14 protein-coding genes and 1 tRNA gene are annotated in these 18,446 nt (G+C 57.5%); 4 read left to right on the top strand and 11 right to left on the bottom strand.

Going from position 1 to position 18,446, the window contains the following annotated elements:
• Positions 1-22: 22 nt before the first annotated feature.
• The 5 genes from mtgA to AC2FF8_RS19895 all read right to left on the bottom strand — a co-directional run bounded on the left by mtgA (position 23) and on the right by AC2FF8_RS19895 (position 8,316).
• Positions 23-757, bottom strand: coding sequence for a monofunctional biosynthetic peptidoglycan transglycosylase (mtgA, locus tag AC2FF8_RS19875; RefSeq protein WP_496880556.1), 735 nt, complete (start codon positions 755-757; stop codon positions 23-25).
• Positions 758-796: 39 nt separating this feature from the next.
• Complete coding sequence (locus AC2FF8_RS19880) at positions 797-1,711, bottom strand: Hint domain-containing protein (protein ID WP_496880557.1); 915 nt, start codon at positions 1,709-1,711, stop codon at positions 797-799.
• 180 nt (positions 1,712-1,891) lie between these two features.
• On the bottom strand, positions 1,892-6,424 hold the full coding sequence (gltB, locus tag AC2FF8_RS19885; RefSeq protein ID WP_257599647.1) for a glutamate synthase large subunit: 4,533 nt from the start codon (positions 6,422-6,424) through the stop codon (positions 1,892-1,894).
• Complete coding sequence (locus tag AC2FF8_RS19890; RefSeq protein ID WP_496880558.1) at positions 6,421-6,858, bottom strand: GFA family protein; 438 nt, start codon at positions 6,856-6,858, stop codon at positions 6,421-6,423. The genes gltB and AC2FF8_RS19890 overlap by 4 nt, the downstream gene beginning before the upstream one ends.
• A 24-nt stretch (positions 6,859-6,882) precedes the next feature.
• Positions 6,883-8,316, bottom strand: a complete 1,434-nt coding sequence (locus AC2FF8_RS19895; RefSeq protein WP_496880559.1) for an NAD(P)-dependent oxidoreductase — start codon at positions 8,314-8,316, stop codon at positions 6,883-6,885.
• Between the two features lie 230 nt (positions 8,317-8,546).
• Here AC2FF8_RS19895 and AC2FF8_RS19900 point away from each other — a divergent pair, with 230 nt between their 5' ends.
• Complete coding sequence (locus AC2FF8_RS19900; protein ID WP_496874062.1) at positions 8,547-9,350, top strand: undecaprenyl-diphosphate phosphatase; 804 nt, start codon at positions 8,547-8,549, stop codon at positions 9,348-9,350.
• On the opposite strand, the gene AC2FF8_RS19905 is transcribed toward AC2FF8_RS19900, so the two are convergent.
• Positions 9,351-10,334 carry a complex I NDUFA9 subunit family protein gene (locus AC2FF8_RS19905; RefSeq protein ID WP_480685499.1) on the bottom strand — a complete coding sequence of 328 codons (984 nt, stop codon included), beginning with the start codon at positions 10,332-10,334 and terminating at the stop codon, positions 9,351-9,353.
• Positions 10,335-10,535: 201 nt separating this feature from the next.
• Between AC2FF8_RS19905 and AC2FF8_RS19910 the strand changes: the two genes are divergently transcribed.
• Both AC2FF8_RS19910 and AC2FF8_RS19915 read left to right on the top strand, forming a co-directional pair.
• A tRNA-Leu gene (locus AC2FF8_RS19910) sits at positions 10,536-10,622 on the top strand.
• Positions 10,587-11,153, top strand: a complete 567-nt coding sequence (locus AC2FF8_RS19915) for an Arm DNA-binding domain-containing protein (RefSeq protein WP_496880560.1) — start codon at positions 10,587-10,589, stop codon at positions 11,151-11,153. The genes AC2FF8_RS19910 and AC2FF8_RS19915 overlap by 36 nt, the downstream gene beginning before the upstream one ends.
• Here the strand turns inward: AC2FF8_RS19915 and AC2FF8_RS19920 are convergent.
• From AC2FF8_RS19920 to AC2FF8_RS19930, 3 genes are all read right to left on the bottom strand, one after another.
• Positions 11,123-12,025, bottom strand: a complete 903-nt coding sequence (locus AC2FF8_RS19920; RefSeq protein ID WP_496880561.1) for a class I SAM-dependent methyltransferase — start codon at positions 12,023-12,025, stop codon at positions 11,123-11,125. The genes AC2FF8_RS19915 and AC2FF8_RS19920 overlap by 31 nt on opposite strands.
• A gap of 562 nt (positions 12,026-12,587) precedes the next feature.
• On the bottom strand, positions 12,588-12,920 hold the full coding sequence (locus tag AC2FF8_RS19925) for a hypothetical protein (RefSeq protein WP_496880562.1): 333 nt from the start codon (positions 12,918-12,920) through the stop codon (positions 12,588-12,590).
• 39 nt (positions 12,921-12,959) lie between these two features.
• Complete coding sequence (locus tag AC2FF8_RS19930) at positions 12,960-13,922, bottom strand: radical SAM protein (RefSeq protein ID WP_496880563.1); 963 nt, start codon at positions 13,920-13,922, stop codon at positions 12,960-12,962.
• Here AC2FF8_RS19930 and AC2FF8_RS19935 point away from each other — a divergent pair.
• On the top strand, positions 13,869-15,665 hold the full coding sequence (locus AC2FF8_RS19935; RefSeq protein ID WP_496880564.1) for a hypothetical protein: 1,797 nt from the start codon (positions 13,869-13,871) through the stop codon (positions 15,663-15,665). The genes AC2FF8_RS19930 and AC2FF8_RS19935 overlap by 54 nt on opposite strands.
• A 173-nt stretch (positions 15,666-15,838) precedes the next feature.
• Here the strand turns inward: AC2FF8_RS19935 and AC2FF8_RS19940 are convergent, their stop codons facing one another.
• A complete protein-coding gene (locus tag AC2FF8_RS19940; RefSeq protein ID WP_496880565.1) occupies positions 15,839-17,332 on the bottom strand; it encodes a heme biosynthesis protein HemY in 1,494 nt (497 codons plus the stop codon).
• A gap of 10 nt (positions 17,333-17,342) precedes the next feature.
• A partial coding sequence (locus AC2FF8_RS19945; protein WP_496880566.1) for a COG4223 family protein occupies positions 17,343-18,446 on the bottom strand: 1,104 nt, incomplete at its 5' end.

Genomic DNA, 18,446 nt, shown 5'->3' on the forward strand with positions numbered 1-18,446 from the left:
TACCCTTGGCAGATAGCGGGTTTCAATCCTCGAAACAATCCGCGCGACCATCTGCGCGGATGGTGGCCGCCCCATCGAGGATTGAAGCCGCCCGTCTGCGGGTGTGCGCAGTCGGGTCCGTGACCGACCGGTTGCGCGGGGACGGCAGGATTGCGGCAATCCGTGCCGCCTGAACCGAAGTCAGCTTTGCCGCGCTGGTGTTGAAATAGCGTTGCGCCGCAGCTTCGACCCCAAACACGCCATTTCCGGTTTCGGCGACATTCAGATACACCTCAAGAATACGCTGCTTGCTCCAGAATATCTCAACCAACGGCGTGATCGAGGTTTCCAAAGCCTTGCGCACCCAGCTGCGGCCCTGCCAGAGGAACACATTCTTCACCACCTGTTGCGTGATGGTCGACGCACCGCGACTTCCGCCATCCTCAAGCGCATCGCGAATGGCTTCAACGTCAAATCCCCAATGCAGACAGAAATTTGCGTCCTCAGCCGCCACAACCGATCTTGCCATGATCGGGGCCATATCCTCGATCGGCACCCATTCGCGTTCAACCTTTCCCAGCCGGCGCCATTCCGACCAGATGGTATGAGTCACGGGCGGGTTCACGACCGAATAAATCAGGACCAGACCAACCACGAGACACACGACTGCCATGGCCGTGCGCGCTACCCAGCGGCGAATCTGCCGCGCCACCGGTACTTTCTTTCTGGATGCCTTGCTTTTTTTACCGCCGGATTTGCGGGCTGCTTTCTTCGCCATGCCTCAGCTATACGACGCAGGGTTCCGGTTTGAAACGGCCTAAATCGCGAAAACACGCGCCTCGCGCGGATGAACGATCGGGCGCGCGGTTTTCAGCGACATCGGATCAAGCCCTGCCAACTCGGGAAACAAGTGCAGCACCTCGCTTTGCGTTTCACGATCCGAGGCCGACAACGCGTGCCCGGGGTAATAGCTTTCACTTTTTGCTCCGTTGGCGATGACGATCTCATGCTGTTTGAACAAGAGGTGGAAATATTCAACCTCACCGCCCTCGACCCGTTTCACCGTGTCATCGTTGACCAGGGTATGCGCCGGAACCAGCGCTTCGGTATGGCCGAACAGATAGGACGCCTGCCAGTCTTCGATCAGCATCCGGTGCTGCGGTGAAACCAGCAAGGGGCGATCCAGACCGAACACCCCCGCATCGAAACGGATTGGGGCCAGTTTGCCTTCGGCTGCGACGGTTGTAGACCCGATCCAGATCAAGGGTTGTGGTCCGTGATCCACCGTGATGACCAGATCACCAGCCTTAAAATCCTCAACCGCGCGCTCACCTTCCGGTGTCGCGATCATGGTCCCTGCCGTAAAACACGGCGGTCCCAGATTTCCGACATTCAGGGGGCCCGATGTATTGACAAAAGTGGTCGATACCAGCGTTCCAGGCTGAAGCACCTGGTTGTCTGTGGGGGTGAAAACCCGTGATCCATCGGCCAGGTAGAAAGTGGTTCCTGTATAGGTCACGTTCCCGACGCCTGACACGTTGATCGTAACAGTATCCCCCGGCCAGGAATTTGTTACGTCTTGTCCGTTGACCGTATCGCCACTGGGCGCGTCAATAAGATTGTCATCATTCACGTCAGTCAGGTTTAAACTGCTGACAGTGACGGCGGTTCCCCCTGGCGGTGGGTTTGCGGGATCAAAGGTGAAGAACTGATCGCGGTATGTCGTTGGCATCCTGTTGCCCCTACTCTGTCACCATTGGAAACCGAAACAGGCCATGGCTATCACTACAAGGTGAAAAAAGCATGGCGAAATTCGGGAGAGCAGGCAAGAATCCCACTGAAACCGCTCAAAAATCGGGGCCCCGCGTGCTGCAAATGGCACGCGGGGCCGGTTTTTTGATGGGGTTTCGGGTTACTCCGCCGGAACTGCCGTGACTTCTTCGCTCAGCGGGTGGCTGAGCTTGTTCAGCATTTCCTTGGGACAAACCTGTAGGAAGTTGCCCTTTTCCACATCCCAATGCTGGAGAATATCCGCGGCCTTGCGGCTGTAAGTCTCCTCGGCGTGACGCATGATCAGGGCTTTCAACTGATCCACCCAATGGTCCACGGTGACGGGGCAGGTCACAAGCGTTTCCTTGTTCATCAACGCTTCGGCCTTGCCTTCGGGATCATAAAGATATGCCATGCCACCGGTCATCCCGGCACCGAAGTTGGCCCCGATGTCGCCAAGAATCACGGCCACACCGCCGGTCATATACTCACAGCCGTTCGAGCCGCACCCTTCAACCACAACTTTGGCACCCGAGTTGCGCACGGCAAACCGTTCACCCGCGCGGCCAGCCGCGAACAGATGGCCGTCAGTTGCACCATAGAGAACCGTGTTGCCGATGATCGTGTTTTCATCCGCCTTCAGCGGACTGACCTGCGGCGGGCGCACAACGATCGTACCGCCAGACAGACCCTTGCCGACATAGTCATTGGCATCCCCAGACACTTCCAGCTTGAGGCCCGGAGCCGCGAAAGCACCCAGGGATTGGCCGGCCGAACCCTGAAGCTTCACGTGCAGGTGGTCATCCTGGAACGTGTTCCGCATGCCGAAATTCTGTACAATGTGGCTGGAAACACGGGTTCCGACGGTGCGGTGCGTGTTCTGGATGGCATATGACAACTGCATCTTCTCGCCATCCTTCAGGAACCGCGCCGCATCGCGCACGATCTCGGCATCCAGCGTATCAGGCACGGCGTTGCGGTCCCTGTCACGATTGTACACGATGTTATGCGCACCATCGACGGTGATCAGCAAAGGGTTGAGGTCCAGATCATCCAAATGTGCAGAACCCCGGCTGACCTGCGCCAGCAGGTCGGCCCGACCGATGATTTCATCCACGGAACGCGCGCCAAGACTGGCCAGCAGCTCGCGCACTTCCTGCGCGTAGAAGGTGATCAGGTTCACCACCTTGTCCGCGTTGCCGGTGAACTTGGCACGCAGCGATTCATCCTGCGTGCAAACGCCGACGGGGCAGGTGTTCGACTGGCACTGACGCACCATGATACAGCCCATGGCGATCAGTGCGGCGGTGCCGATGCCGTATTCCTCGGCCCCCATCATCGCCGCCATGACGATGTCGCGCCCGGTGCGCAGGCCGCCATCGGTGCGCAGAGTCACCCGGTCGCGCAGGTTGTTCATCGCCAGAACCTGATGCGCCTCGGTCAGACCCATCTCCCATGGCAGACCGGCATATTTGATGCTGGTCGCGGGTGATGCGCCGGTACCGCCATTGTGACCCGAAATCAGGATAATATCCGCTTTCGCCTTGGCCACGCCGGCGGCGATCGTGCCGACGCCCGAGGACGCCACCAGTTTCACCGTCACCTTGCAGCGCGGGTTGATCTGTTTCAGGTCATAGATCAGCTGCGCCAGATCCTCGATCGAGTAGATGTCATGATGCGGCGGCGGAGAAATCAGCGTCACGCCCTTGGTCGAGTGCCGCAGGCGCGCGATCAGGTCGGTGACCTTCATGCCCGGCAGCTGGCCGCCCTCGCCCGGTTTCGCACCTTGGGCTACCTTGATTTCCAGCTCTTCGCACTGGTTGAGGTATTCAGCGGTCACACCGAACCGGCCCGAGGCCACCTGCTTGATCTTGGCCGAGGGGTTGTCGCCATTGGGTTCGGGCACGAAATGCGCCGGGTCCTCGCCGCCCTCGCCGCTGTCGGACTTCGCACCAATCCGGTTCATCGCCACGTTCAGCGTCTTGTGCGCCTCGGGGCTGAGCGCGCCCAGTGACATGCCGGGCGTGACGAACCGCTTGCGGATCGAGGTGATCGATTCCACCTCTTCGATCGGCACCGGCTTGCCCAACGGTTTGAAATCCATCAGGTCGCGCAGATGGATCGGCGGGTTCGATTGCATCTTGGCCGAATACTGCTTCCACAGCTCATAGGACGCCTTGTTGCAGGCCATCTGCAACATGTGCATCGAGGTCGCTTGCCACGCGTGGGTCTCGCCCGTTGCGCGGGCCTTGTAGAAACCACCGATGGGCAGAACGTCCAGACCACTGTTCCAGCCCTTGGCATGGATTTCTTCGGCCTTTGCCTGAATGCCGGTGACGCCGATGCCGGAAATCCGGCTGGTCATGCCCGGGAAATATTCTGCCACCATCGCGCGGCTCAGTCCAACAGCCTCGAAGTTCAGGCCACCGCGATAAGACGAGATCACCGAGATCCCCATCTTGGCCATGATCTTCAGCAGGCCCTGGTCGATGGCCTCGCGATAGCGGGCAACATTTTCGGTCAGGGTTCCATCCAGCAACCCGCGTTCGATCCGGTCGGCCAGCGAGTCTTCGGCCAGATAGGCGTTCACAACGGTGGCGCCACAGCCGATCAGAACCGCAAAGTAATGCGGATCGACACATTCAGCCGAGCGTACGTTCAAGGAACAGAACGTCCGCAGGCCCTGACGGGTCAGGTGCGAGTGCACTGCGCTGGTGGCAAGGATCATCGGCATCGCCACACGATCTTCACCCGAGTTCATGTCGGTCAGCACCAGATGCCCTGCGCCAGACCGTACCGCCTCTTCAGCTTCGGCTCTGACACGGGCCAAAGCAGCGCTCAGCGCGCCTTGACCGGGCTCAAAGCTGCAATCGATCTCGGCCAGCGGAGCATTGAGGTTCCCAACCAGTTCATCCCATTGTGCGTTTCCGACAAAGGGGCTTTCCAGAACGATGATCTCGGTCTGGCTGCTGTCCTCATCCAGCACGTTCTTCAGGTTCCCGAACCGGGTTTTCAAGGACATGACGCGGTATTCGCGCAAACTGTCGATCGGAGGGTTGGTGACCTGGCTGAAATTCTGCCGGAAGAAATGGCTGAGCGGGCGGTATTGCTTGGACAGAACCGCCGAGGGCGTATCGTCACCCATGGACGCCAGCGCTTCTTTGCCATCTTCAGCCATGGGCGCAAGAATCTGCTCCAGCTCTTCGACTGAATAGCCTGCCGCGATCTGGCGCTTGCGCAGATCTTCACCCGAAAAAATCGGCTTTTCGGTCACGCCTGCCAACGCCTCGTCCAGATCGTTGATCTTGCCGACCCATTCGCCAAACGGCAATGCGCTCGCCAGTTTGTCCTTGATCTGCTTGTCGCGGTACAGCTTGCCCTTTTTCATATCGACGGCCAGCATCTGACCGGGGCCCAGCGCGCCTTTTTCGGTCACTGTGGACTCATCAATCGGCACCATGCCGGCCTCGGATCCTGCAATGACAAGACCATCGCCAGTCACGACGTAACGCATCGGACGCAGGCCGTTACGGTCCAGCCCGGCACAGACCCAGCGGCCATCGGTCATGGCCAGCGCAGCCGGGCCATCCCAGGGCTCCATCACCGAGTTGCAGTAGGAATACATATCGCGCCACGCCTGCGGCAGTTCCACCGCCTGCTTGGACCAGCTTTCCGGAACCAGCATGGTTTTCGCCATCGGGGCCGAGCGGCCCGCGCGCACCAGAACCTCAAAAACCGAGTCCAATGCTGCCGAATCCGACGATCCTCCGGCGATGATCGGTTTGATATCCTCGGCATAATCCCCAAACGTCGAGGACGCCATGCGGATCTCGTGGCTTTTCATCCAGTTGATGTTGCCTTTCAGCGTGTTGATCTCACCATTATGCGCCAGCATGCGGAAGGGCTGCGCCAGCCACCATTGCGGGAAAGTGTTGGTGGAATAGCGCTGGTGATAGATGGCGAAGGCGGATTCAAACCGTTCGTCCATCAGATCGGGATAGAAGACGGCAACCTGCTCGGCCAGCATCATGCCCTTGTAGATGATCGAACGGCAGGACAACGACGCCAGGTACAGCCCGGAAATACCGGCAGCCGAGGCGGCCTTTTCAATACGGCGACGAATGACATAGAGCTCGCGCTCGAAGGTTTCTTCGTCCACGCCCTTGGAATTCGAGATCAGGATCTGCTCGATCTCGGGCCGGGTGGCGTTGGCTTTTTCACCCAGACAGGTGACATCGACCGGCACATGACGCCAGCCGTAGATGTAATAGCCCATGCGCAGAACTTCGGTTTCCACGATGGTCCGACACTGTTCCTGTGCGCCAAAGTCGGTGCGCGGCAGGAAAACCTGACCAACGGCGATCAGTTCATCCAACTTGGGCTCGTGGCCTGTGCGCCTGATCTGATCGTAGAAAAACGACACCGGAATCTGCACGTGAATGCCCGCGCCGTCGCCGGTCTTGCCGTCCGCATCAACCGCGCCGCGGTGCCAGATCGCCTTGAGTGCGTCGATACCGGCGTCCACAACCTTGCGCGACGCTTTCCCATCCACGGACACAACGAGACCCACGCCACAGGAAGAATGCTCTTCTTCCTCGGAATAGAGACCATTTTCAGCCATCCATTTGCGCTTGGCTTCTTCGGCCCGCACCCAATCGGCATCATATTTGGTCATTGGCTGTCTCCTTCGTCAGAGGGGGCATACATGGCTTCGACCTCGGCTTTGGTCATCTGCCGGCGTTCGCCTGCGAACGCATAGCCCTGGGGCTTTTTGTCGATGTAAAGTTCAAGTTTCAGCGGGTTGCCTGCGGCGTTTTCAAACAGACCTGCCGCCATTTGCGTCTGGCCGTGCATCTCGCCCGGAAGCGTGATCCGATACCAAAGCGCCGAGCCACAATCGGCGCAAAAGGCGCGCTCGGCCCAGTCAGAGGAAGTGAAGGTTTTGACCGGGCCAAGCGCGGCATAGCCTTCTTCGGCCTGAAACGTCACAAGCATGGAACTGGTCCAGCGGCGGCATTGGTCGCAATGGCACGCCCCAAGCGCATCCCGCGCCGGAGTTGCCGTCACCGTGACCGCGCCACACATGCATTGGCCTTGCAATTCAGGCATTTCAAACCCTCCTGGTCGCCGGGATTATTCAGCCGCAACGGCAGATTTTGCATTGAAGCGTTCGATGATCGCATCAGCGCAGTCACGACCGTCCCGGATCGCCCAGACCACCAGCGAGGCACCGCGCACGATGTCACCGATTGCATAGACTCCGTCCATTTCGGTCTCGCCGGTTTGGAACGCCGCCTTGATCGTACCCCAGCGGGTGACCGGCAGGTCGGGTTGTCCGAACAGCGTGGGCAGGTCTTCAGGTTCGAATCCAAGCGCCTTGATCACAAGATCGGCTTCTTCGACATAGTCCGCTCCCTCGATGACTTCGGGGGCCTGACGACCGGACGCGTCTGGCTGTCCCAGGCGCATCTTCTGAACGATAACACCCTTGACCGTGTCTTCACCCGTGAACCCTTTGGGTGCGCTGAGCCATTCGAAGATCACACCTTCTTCTTCGGCGTTCTGTGTTTCACGCTGTGATCCCGGCATGTTGGCCCGGTCCCGGCGATACAGACATTTGACAGAAGTCGCGCCCTGGCGGATCGAAGTGCGGACGCAATCCATCGCGGTGTCACCGCCGCCAATCACGACAACTTTCTTGCCGTCGGCGTTCAAGCGACCGTTGTCGAAATCTTCGACCTCGTCGCCAAAGCTCTTACGGTTCGAGGCCGTCAGGAAGTCGATTGCCTTCTCGATCCCGGCCAGGCCGCTGCCCGGCATTGCCAGGTCGCGCGACTTGTAGACACCGGTCGCAATGATAACGGCATCATGCCTGGCCCTGATTTCCTGGAACTTGGCCGCATCCACGTTGCAATTCAGAACAAATTTAACCCCACCATCTGCCAGCAGGTCATTGCGGCGCTGAACAACGTCTTTTTCCAGTTTGAACCCCGGAATGCCATACATCAGCAGACCACCGGCCCGGTCATAACGGTCGTATACCGTGACCTGGATACCAGCCTGGCGCAGCATATCCGCGGCGGCCAATCCACCGGGGCCTGCACCAATGATACCCACGCTTTCAGCGCGCTCGGCTGATGGAGCGACCGGCTGGACCCAGCCTTTTTCCCATGCGGTATCCGTTATGTATTTCTCGATCGAACCAATCGTGACCGTTCCATGGCCCGACTGTTCGATCACGCAGTTGCCCTCGCACAGGCGGTCCTGCGGACAGATGCGCCCGCAGATCTCGGGGAAGGTATTGGTGGCCTGGCTTACCTGATAGGCTTCTTCCAGACGTCCGGTCGCAGTCAGGCGCAACCAGTCGGGAATATTGTTGTGCAACGGGCAATGCGACTGGCAGTAAGGAACACCGCATTGGCTGCACCGACTCGCCTGCTCGGCTGCTTTTTCAGCGGCGAACTCGGAATAGATCTCGTCAAAGTCGTCCTTGCGGTCATTGGCAGCACGCTTTTCCGGCATGACGCGGTCGATCTGCACAAATTTCAGCATCGGTTGCTTGGCCACGGGTCAGACTCCATGAATTGGCTAGGTTCCGTTTCTTTACGGGATGAGCTTTTGGATGAAAAGTCAATTATATTGACCTAAATTGAAAAAATGCAGCGCGCCTTTAAGAAAAAGGGAAAATAATTGGAAATTTTAGATCCGATTCGGACCTATATGCGCGCTTTCCTTTTTTCCATCGCCCTTATACCCATAACCCACAAAGAACACGTGGCAGCAGCACGGCAGGGCAGATGAGTTTGTTTCACCTGATTCTCGTAGCAATCATTCAGGGAATCACTGAGTTTTTGCCCATATCTTCATCCGGTCACCTGATCCTGCTGCCCAACCTGTCGGGGTTGCAGGACCAGGGTCAAGCCATTGATGTCGCGGTGCATGTGGGAACCCTGGGCGCCGTGGTGCTGTATTTCTGGCCGGATGTGAAACAGGCCATTGCCGGGTTGCCGCGCGCGCTGACCGGACGCGCGGATACACCGCAGGCCCGGCTTGCTCTGGGCCTGATCGTTGCAACTGTTCCTACCGTGATCGCGGGCCTCATTCTGCATGTCACCGGGTTGAGCCAGGCCATGCGCTCGATCACGGTCATCGGATGGACAATGCTGGGTTTCGGTCTGCTGCTGTATTGGGTGGATCAGAAGGCTCCTGAAACCAAAGGGGCCGAAAACTGGGGAATACGCGACGCGCTCATCATGGGTCTGTGGCAGGTTCTTGCCCTGATCCCTGGCACGTCCCGTTCCGGGATAACCATAACTGGCGCGCGGCAATTGGGATACACCCGTGAAGACGGCGCGCGGATTGCCATGCTGATGTCGATCCCGACGATTCTGGCGTCGGGCACTCTGCTGGCATTGGATGCCGTGCGCGGGGCCGATATGCAACTGGCCCGGGATGGGGCCATTGCGGCACTGTTTGCCTTTCTTTCGGCCCTGCTGGCACTTAGCTTGATGATGCGGCTTCTGCGCAGCGTCAGCTTCACACCCTACGTCATCTACCGTGTCATTCTAGGCCTGATACTTTTGATCATGGCCTACAGCTGATCAGATGCGCAGGTTTTTGGCCGAGTTCTGAATGTCGTCATACTGACCCGAGGGGCGGAACTTCCACAGGTATTCCGGCAGCACCGATTCCAGCGTGGTCGGTTCAATCCCAAGATCTGCAAATGACTTGGCACCCTCGGCGACAACATTGTCATGGCGCAGGTTCTTGAGCTGGTCGCGGGTCAAAATGTTGTTGGGGAACAGCTGAAAGCTGACAAACTTAACCATGTCCAGCACACCGGCCATGATCCGGGCAACAAAGAACGGCAGACCGATAATGACGCGGCGACGGTGAATCACTTCAAGCATTTGCTGCATCAGGGCGCGGAAGGTTTTCACCTCGGGGCCGCCAAGCTCGTAGATACCCGGCTCTGCCTGTCCCAGAACACCTTTGACGGCAGCCTGCGCCACATCGTCTACATAAACCGGCTGGAATTTTGTCTCGGCCCCGACCAAAGGCAGGAACGGTCCCAGGCGGGTCATTCCGGCGAAACGGTTGAAGAACTGGTCTTCGGTGCCAAAAATCACCGAAGGACGCAGGATCACGGCATTTGGCATATGCTTCAAAACGCCCGCTTCGCCATGTGCTTTGGTCCGGGAATACGCGCTGGCTGAATTCGCATCTGCACCGATGGCCGAGATATGAACCATCCTTTTGATGCCCTGCTCGGCCGCCAAACGCGCGATGCGTTCAGCTCCTTCGGTCTGTACGGTATCAAAACCGTTCTTGCCAAGCTCGTTCAGCACACCCACGCAGTTCACAACCGCATCGGCGCTCTGCATCGCCAGCGCCACCGAGGCATCATCCCGGATATTGCACAGCACCGGTTCGACCTGACCCACGGCACCATAGGGTTTGACGAACATGGCCTCGTTCGGGCGACGTACAGCTACCCGGACACGCCAACCCTCTCTCGCCATGCGCCGCGCGATGTAGCGACCGACAAATCCCGATCCTCCAAAAATCGTCACCAGTTTCGACATGAGAGGGCTCCTGCTGAGAAATTGCGCCCTAGAACTAGCGCCCGCAGGCCAGGCAAACAAGGCGCTAATTCGCCGCGACAGTGTTGAAATTCATGGGCTGAAAACACCGGCCGGGAACCGAAATAAAAAAACTTCAAAAAATCTCACCGAATCTGGTTGACGCCCCCCACGACTAGGCTTAAACGCCCCTCCACGACACCTGCCCAGGTGGCGGAATTGGTAGACGCGCTAGCTTCAGGTGCTAGTGTCCGTATGGACGTGGAGGTTCGAGTCCTCTCCTGGGCACCATTTCTTCCGAACATAGATGGCCTTGAACGCTCTGTTTCATTGAGTGTTTTACCGAATCTCAATTATCGTCCTGAAGGTGGTGGAACGCTCCACACCCGCGGAAAACACGACACTAGAGGGTTTGATTGGGGCTTCACCCCAAAAAGCACGAGCTTGATGCCCCCAATGGCACTTTCCGATCTTTGGATTCGAAAGGCATGGCCAAGTTCAAAACCATTCAAATTGGCGGATGCTGTCGGCTTGTTCGCATTGGCAAGGCCAAGTGGCTCGGGACTATGGCACCGGAACTATCGTCATCTTGAACTTTGCCGAACGCATGGCAACGTCCTGCCGCACCAGCAGCCGGTTTTTCGTTCACGAAGCCTGGGTAAATGCCTTCAACGCGAGGCAAGGCCGAAGATTGTTTTTCTCGACAAGCGCTTTTGCGCACGCGTTGAACGCTGCAACCCGGGATCTGACTGCTTTGTCCGGATCGAAAACCTGCATGAATTGATTGGTGTTCAAATCCGTTTGAGCGTGATGACCGACTGAGCAAACCTGGATTTGTCATCTATGACGTCAACGACTTTGAAGTCCGGGGCCCAGTTCTCTTCGATATAGGAAACTGGCACGATCGTATCGCCGTAAGTTTTGTTGCCATCTGTGCCTTCCATGAAGACCAGTTCGCCGCTGTCATAACGCGCGGCAAACTCGGGCACCCTATCTGCGGACTCTGCGAGCAGCTTGTGCCAAGCGTTCGACCCTCTTCGTTTTCCAAGTTGGAAGTGACGAAGCAAACCAATTCTGCTTCCAAATATTTTCGGACCCAATATCTCGCGTCCGCGATTTTCAATGTATCTCAGGAACCGCCTCGGCTGGACCGTGATCACCAGCACAGCGCCGGGTTTGGTAACGCGGGCGAGCTCGGTACGCCAATGCAAATGAACATCCTCTGGCAGATGCGTGAAAACTGAATACGCCATTGCAGACGAAATCTTGCCATCGGGCAGGGAAAACGCGCCCAATGGGGAAATATGCATGAACTCGCCTGGCAGATCTCTTTTCCGGCACTCATCAATGATGTCGGCATTTACATCAGCGGCGAATATTGATCGGCTGGGATAATCTTTGGAAAACAGACGAATATACCGTCCCCAACCACATCCGAAATCCAAAAAGCAATCGTCCTTGCTGGGGTTTTCGCCGTGCGTTGAAAACATCTGCTTTGCGTGCACGTAAAAACCATGCGCTTCTCTGATTGCACTGGAAAGCGCGCTTCCGACATATTCGACTTGAATATCATTTGGAGGAAACTCGGGCAGAGCGCCTGCAAGCTCGCCGCCTTTGTTTTCGGCTTTATCCAGCCATAGCTGAAGCCATTCGGCATCGGTCAGTTCGTTGAAGCTCTTATACAGGTCTTTCATGTCCGCTGCCCAGTAACTGGAATAATGCTCTTTGGATACGATACGAAATGCGCGATTACAATTGATTGAATTTCTGGCCTTCAGTCGACGGCCCAGGTCTTGCCAACGCACTTGGCGCGAGCGGGTGCACTTTGAGTGCCCGAGCCGAAAGATCAACCGATTTGGAGGCGGCACGACGGTGCGGGACGTCGATGGATAGAGTTCTGTGTCGGCCAAAGGTGGCGCCACAGCACTTCCGTCATGGGCTCGAAGCATTCATCTGACGGTTCAGGCGGGTCGATCCGGTTCGAAGGGCGGTAAAACCGGACAAACCCGCCTTTGCTGTGGTGTCAGTGCCAACCCATCATATACGCGCAGATTCAGCAGCTTGATCGCTGCTGACGGGCTGACAAGATAGCCAACGCATCACATCTGCCGTTATCTGCCGGGATAGCTTCTCAAGCAGAACGCGCATATTGCCTCTCATGAACCCGGCCGCGTTTGCAGGCCCAGCCGGCCTCCGGAAGCTTCCCGATCACTTTGCTTACGTCTTTATCGCCGCAATACTTCTGCGTCGAAAAGCTCATCGGTAACGGTCGGCGAAACCGAGCGCCGAGAATCCGACAGACTCCAAGGCAGCACCCGGCCCAGCATCCAGTATGGGTCTGCTGTATCGGTATCCTTCCTTCAGGGTATCATTGTGGTTCTGGTAAAAACGGCCCTTCGGATCGATCATCAGGTACGACCCCAGCATGTCTGCGTTGTCTTCAACGCGGATGATGTCCTTCAACGAGCGGTGCCTGTGCACAAAGGCCCGGAACTGCTTATCCGTCACCATTCCGGCCGTGGTTGTCATCGGAAGCGCCCGGAGGATTTTCCACTTGTGGGGTGCCAATTGCGCAATGACTCGAGCCAAGTCCGCCTCATGGTTCTGGGAATTCACGACCGTATTGATCTACAGCTTCAGGTCAGGGTTGTCTGAGCGCGCCATTGCGACGCTGTCCCTCAAAGCCTCTAGATCCAACTGCCGAGCGCGACGGTCTTCGCAGCCAATCGCCTTGTTCGTTTGCATGTCAGCCGCGTCCAGGCTTACTCCCAGCCAATCGAGATGCGGCGCCAAGGCAGACATGGTTTCCGCATCAAGCCTGCTGCCGTTGGTAATGATCGAAACATCAAACCCGATTTGGGCGGCCATCTCAACGGCACGGATCAGGTCAGCGCGACACAACAATGGCTCACCGCCAGCAAAATTGAGACGGACACGCCGCCAAGTCAAAGTGCCATTCAAAAGGTTCTTCAAATTCGCAGGATCGAAAAAAGCCCAGAGCGACCGCAGCAATTTGGCTGTGTTGTCCGGCTGGCGGATCACGTCGCGCGCTGAAGACGGTCGTTCCCACTTGGCATAGCAATACACGCATCGGTAGTTGCAAGCTTCGTTGACGTGCCAATTGATGACCAGTTGGTCGATGCTGTTTTTCAGGGAAGTTTCCATGTTTGGTTTTCCATGTTCATTACATGATTCAAACCTGCCACCGGCGCGCTTCAAAATATCTGACACAAAACGTGCAAACCAATTTCCCGGCGTTGCCCCCTTCATTATAATATTTTTTGTCAGACAGTTACACTGTTTATGAGGGTTCTCTTGGCACTTGTACCTCCTCCGGAAGCCATCTTTGTCGAACTGTCCCGGTCTTTCTTTGGCTCGGTAATGGGCAAGCGAGAAAAAACGCGCCTTCTTCGGCGAGAGCTTTCGATGAAGCAGATCGAAAAAGAGCACCGTAGAAGTTGTAGAGAGCTCTGCGTTGCTCTTGAGTTTGATGAGAGCGCAGTCCGGGATGCCGAACAAAATATCTGGGAAGTGGTAATGTCCTTTTGGCGGATCGAGCAGGAGCTTTGGACATTCGACGCGCCGATCCAACATATTGTCTGGGAGCTTTTGATTCACCTGTACGTGCCAGGCGCTGCCCGACGGGCCGCATTCTGGATGATCGACGACCGTTCGGATGATGGTTTGCCGGACGGGCGGTTTTGGTTTTTGCCGGAACCGGATCCCGCGGACCCATCAAGGCTTCAGCTTCCGGTTCAACAGGTTCTGGATTGGGCTTTCGATCTGATCGGTCTGTCAGTTGAGGGTTACGCCGTTCGATTGGCGGAAGATCAGATCGAAAATGGAATCTGCAACCCGGACAAAGACCCCAAAGCAAAAATCGCACGGGCGCTTTACCGCTGGCAACAAGGCATAGCTCTTCCTGACCAGGACAGTATCAAACGCACATTTCCAGACAGGTTGGCCGAGTCCGGGGATACAGGACCAAACCCGAAATCCCGGCTACCGTTTTCCGGATGTTGGGAATACGACAAGGGCGAAGATCTGGAATACAACTACCAATCGGCCCGGGATTTCATTCAGGCCCGAAATCTTTCTATCCCACGGCTGCGTTTTGACCTGGACATTTCAGAAGACGCCCTGAGCCGCGCCCTCGATGGGCATCCGCCCGAGGACGAGAAGGCAAGATTTACCTTTCTTGCAAGTCGTCGCTTCGCGCGGCCCAGCATGAAGACCATTCGCCAAATGTTGTTGTTCGCGCGCGCGATGCAGGACGGTTACTTGCGCCTTCTCAAACTGCTTTGCCCGGATGTTCAGCCCACATGCGCCGATCCCCGTGAAAACCGCGTTCTGGAACTGACCCACATCTTCAAGCTGGTCTACAACCTGACACTGGAAGCCTATCGCAGCACGGCCGGGCACGAAACAGGGGCTCAGGACCAACATTTCGAGGCCAAACTGAAGGCTTGCGTTCCTTGGATGGAGAGTGCGTTTGCGACGATCTTACCCTCGAATTTTCGGTATCCGGATGCAACACGCACGGGCATCTGTGAACGCCTGAGCCGACGCTTTTCCGAGATACAAGACGGTGATCGACTACAGGCTTACCTCCCCGGTTCCGGGGATCGCGACGAGTTCAGGAAAATTGTCGAACGCGAATACCGGTCATCAAAAAACGTCGTGGCCGAATTTCAGGATCACCAGTGGCATTGTGAAAGACTGGATCATCAGGCTGCCGTGGAAGAAATCGAAAAGGAAACGCGCCTTTGGTTTCTGAACAATCTTGCGCAGGATACGAACGTTCCTGGCGTGATCCGAGCCGCCTCGACGAACCGACTCGCGACAATCGCAAAGGGGACTGCGCTGGAAGGCGTTTGGTTCCGGGACGCGCTTGAAGCGGCTCGTCAGAGGGGCGACAGGACACGCGTCGACAAACTGCTGACTGAGACGAAAGTGCTTGACCCTTCGGACCGCTGGCGTCCGGTTTGGCTTCACCAAAAAGCACGGCATCACATTAATCTCAATGAATGGAACCAGGCAAAAACATGCTTGAAGGAAGCAATCGAGCTGACGCGGATACAAAGCTTCGGCCCGACCCGCGGCCTTCTTTCACTTGACCTGCTTGGGCTGGAGTTGACGAAGTCAGCATATAACCAGCGAAATCACGGCGGACTGGTCAGAGATGTGATCATGTTCGGAGTCGTGGACGTCCCGCCAACGGACAAGTGGGTGGTTGTCACGGCGGAAACCCATTTCTGGGAAGAGGTGTATCAACCCTACGCAGGGACGACGAGGCGAAAGAGGGCGAGCAAACAGCGCAGCCAGAGGCGCTGACCACGAACAAAAGCATGCACCGTCAGGATCTGGGCCGAAAACCGCGACAGACCACCGAAGGGGCACCAACACGATCAATGGCACCGCTGTGGCGGATCATGTGTTTTGCCCAGAAAAGCCTGACCCTCGGAACGCAGAGGAACAGGCCGGCTGCAAAGCGGGCGTTGCGTGGCTCAGGCCTGTTTGTGAACCTCGGCTTCCTCTACCACCTCTGCCGACTCAGGTGTCACTTCGACCACATCGTCCTCGTCCGCAGGCTCCATGACGTCTGGCTCTTCGGTTTGATCTTCAAGCGCTCCAACGATCAAAGGCAACATATGTACGCCGGTCGCGCTTGCGATTTCGGGTGTTTGCGGCGTTTGCCAGCTGAGCGTGTCGAAGCTGCCGCAGTTCTGGCAGACCGGTCCCCATTCAGGTTGGATATCATGGCAGTTGGTGCACACCCATTGCGGACCACGCGGCGCATTCAGCGCCTTGGCCAACCAGCCTTGCACAACCGCGTCCGAGGCCCCCTCGCCCCGTTCGATAGCGGCCATCAACGTATAAGCGCGCGCATCGCCCTGCTTTTCGACCACATCCCCCAACGCACGGCGGGCTTCGGGGAAATCCTCGGCCACAATGTTCAATTCGGCCAGAATCAGACGCGTTTCCAAATTCTCGGGGTGAATGCGGGTCAGCGCCGTGAACCTCTTGATACGTTGCTCGGGAGTTTCATCCGGCACGATTTCGGCAAAGGCATGGGCCAGATCCGGATGCGGCTGAGCCTCCCATGCTTTTTTCAAAATCTTGGTCGCGGCCCGGGGTTTGCCTTTGGCGATATACGCGCGCGCTGCAATGGCGGCGGCAGGCACCAGATCAGGTGACAGGCGATTGGCTTCGATCGCGCGCTCCTGCTGTTCGACGGTCGCACCTTCCTCCAGAATGCCTTTGGCTTCGGACAAGGCCAGAACAGCATCGCGCCGTTTGAAGACATCGCGCGGCAAATACCCGGCCTTCAACTTGGCCGTCAGGGTCGAACGCGCCCCGGCCCAATCCTGCGCCTTGGTTTGCAGGTTCAGCAGCACGTCCTGCGTTTCTTCATGACGCGGTTTGATCGCAAGGGCCTTCTCGGCCAGTTTGCGGGCCGTTTCATCATCACCTTCGGCCAGCTTCTGCTTCATGATCCCGCGTACGCCGACGAACCGGGTCGCGTTGTTGGTCACCAGTTTTTTATAAGTATCCGATGCCTTTTTCGTGTCACCGGTCATCTCGGCGGCCTGTGCCACCAACAGATCAGTCAGCTCAGGCTTGTTCAGCAGTTTTTCGGCCTTGGTGGCTTTGGTCATCGCCACGCGCCCTTCGCCCGAGGCCAGCGCCATCAGGCCATCAGCCAGCGCCTGATATCCCTTTTGCTCGCGATTGCGGTCAAAGTACCGGGACAAGGCAGTTTCGTCACCGTTCAGGAATTTCAGCGTTGCGATCAGCAGGCTGAGCAACTTGAAAAACAGCCAGACCGCAAAAACCATCACACCCAGCGCGATCACTGACTGAAGCGGCCCCAGCGTGAATTCCGTGCCCGCGACGGTGATCTGAACCCCGCCACTGGTTTGCATCAGGAAGTGACCGCCCAGCGCCAGCAGGCCGATAATCGCAACAAAAACAAGGATCTTAAACAGTGACCACAGCATGGCAGGTCCTTCAGTTCGAGTTCAGGCTGGAAGCCAGTGTATTCGCCGCATCGACGGCGGCGACCCGTGTTTGGGCCGCCTGTTCCCAATCGGCCATTGCAGCCCGTGCCGCCTCGGGAAGTGATTTCAGTTCGCTCAAGGCTTTGGCCAGGTCTCCGTCCGCAAGCGCAGCCTGCGCACGAGACAGGACGGCATCTGGCCCATCCCCTTCCTGGGGCGTGACCGAGCGCGCGCCCGTTTGACGTTGCAGGAATGCGATCAGTCCAGTGTCCTTGTCGGCTTCACGGGCTTCGGCCAGCGCGGTTCGGGCCGCAGGCGCGAAACTGTCGCGCAGAGAAGAGAGTGTTTCAACGCCCTTCTCAGCCGGCCCGGACAGGGCATCCGGCACATCCACACCGCCTGCTTTCAGTTCTGCAACCAGATCGGAATAGGGCTGACCCGCATCCAGTTGCCCATGCAAGCGGGACAGAACGGCGGCATTGGCCGCGGCCTGCGCGTCGGCTGATGCTTTTGCCTCCAGCGCCTGGGCGTCGGAAACCATTTTTTCAACCTCGGCCCGTTGCGAGGCCAGCGAGTCCTGAAGCTTCTTCAGCTCAGCTTCGAAGGCGGCCATGGATTCGGGCGACACGTTGGATTCGATCGGGGTTTTCTCAAGCGTCGCGATGCGCTCTGACAATGGTCCGATCTGGCCTGACAGCGTTTCCACAGTGGATTTGATCGCACTCAGGTCACTTTCCACGGGTGCCAGTTTGTCGGACAGCGCTTTGACCTGATCCGTCAAACCGGCAACATCCGGACTGTTTGCAAGCTCTTGCGACAGCTTGGCAATCTGGTCGGATTGGTCTGCCAGTTTGGATTCCAACGCCGCCAAGGTATCCGAGCTGTCCGAGCCAGTTGACAACAGCCCGCCATTGCCCAGCGCAAACCCGACGGCGGCTGCAATAGCACCGCCCAGCAAAGCGGGAACAAATCCGCCACGCTTTTCAACAACACGCTCGACCACTTTTTCTTCGACCGGAGCAGTATCTTCAGTCAACGCTTCGGCTTCGGCTTCGGCTTCGGCTTCGGCTTCGGCTTCGGCTTCGGCTTCGGCTTCGGCTTCGGCTTCGGCTTC

This window comes from Ruegeria sp. YTSA144 (assembly GCF_059610125.1).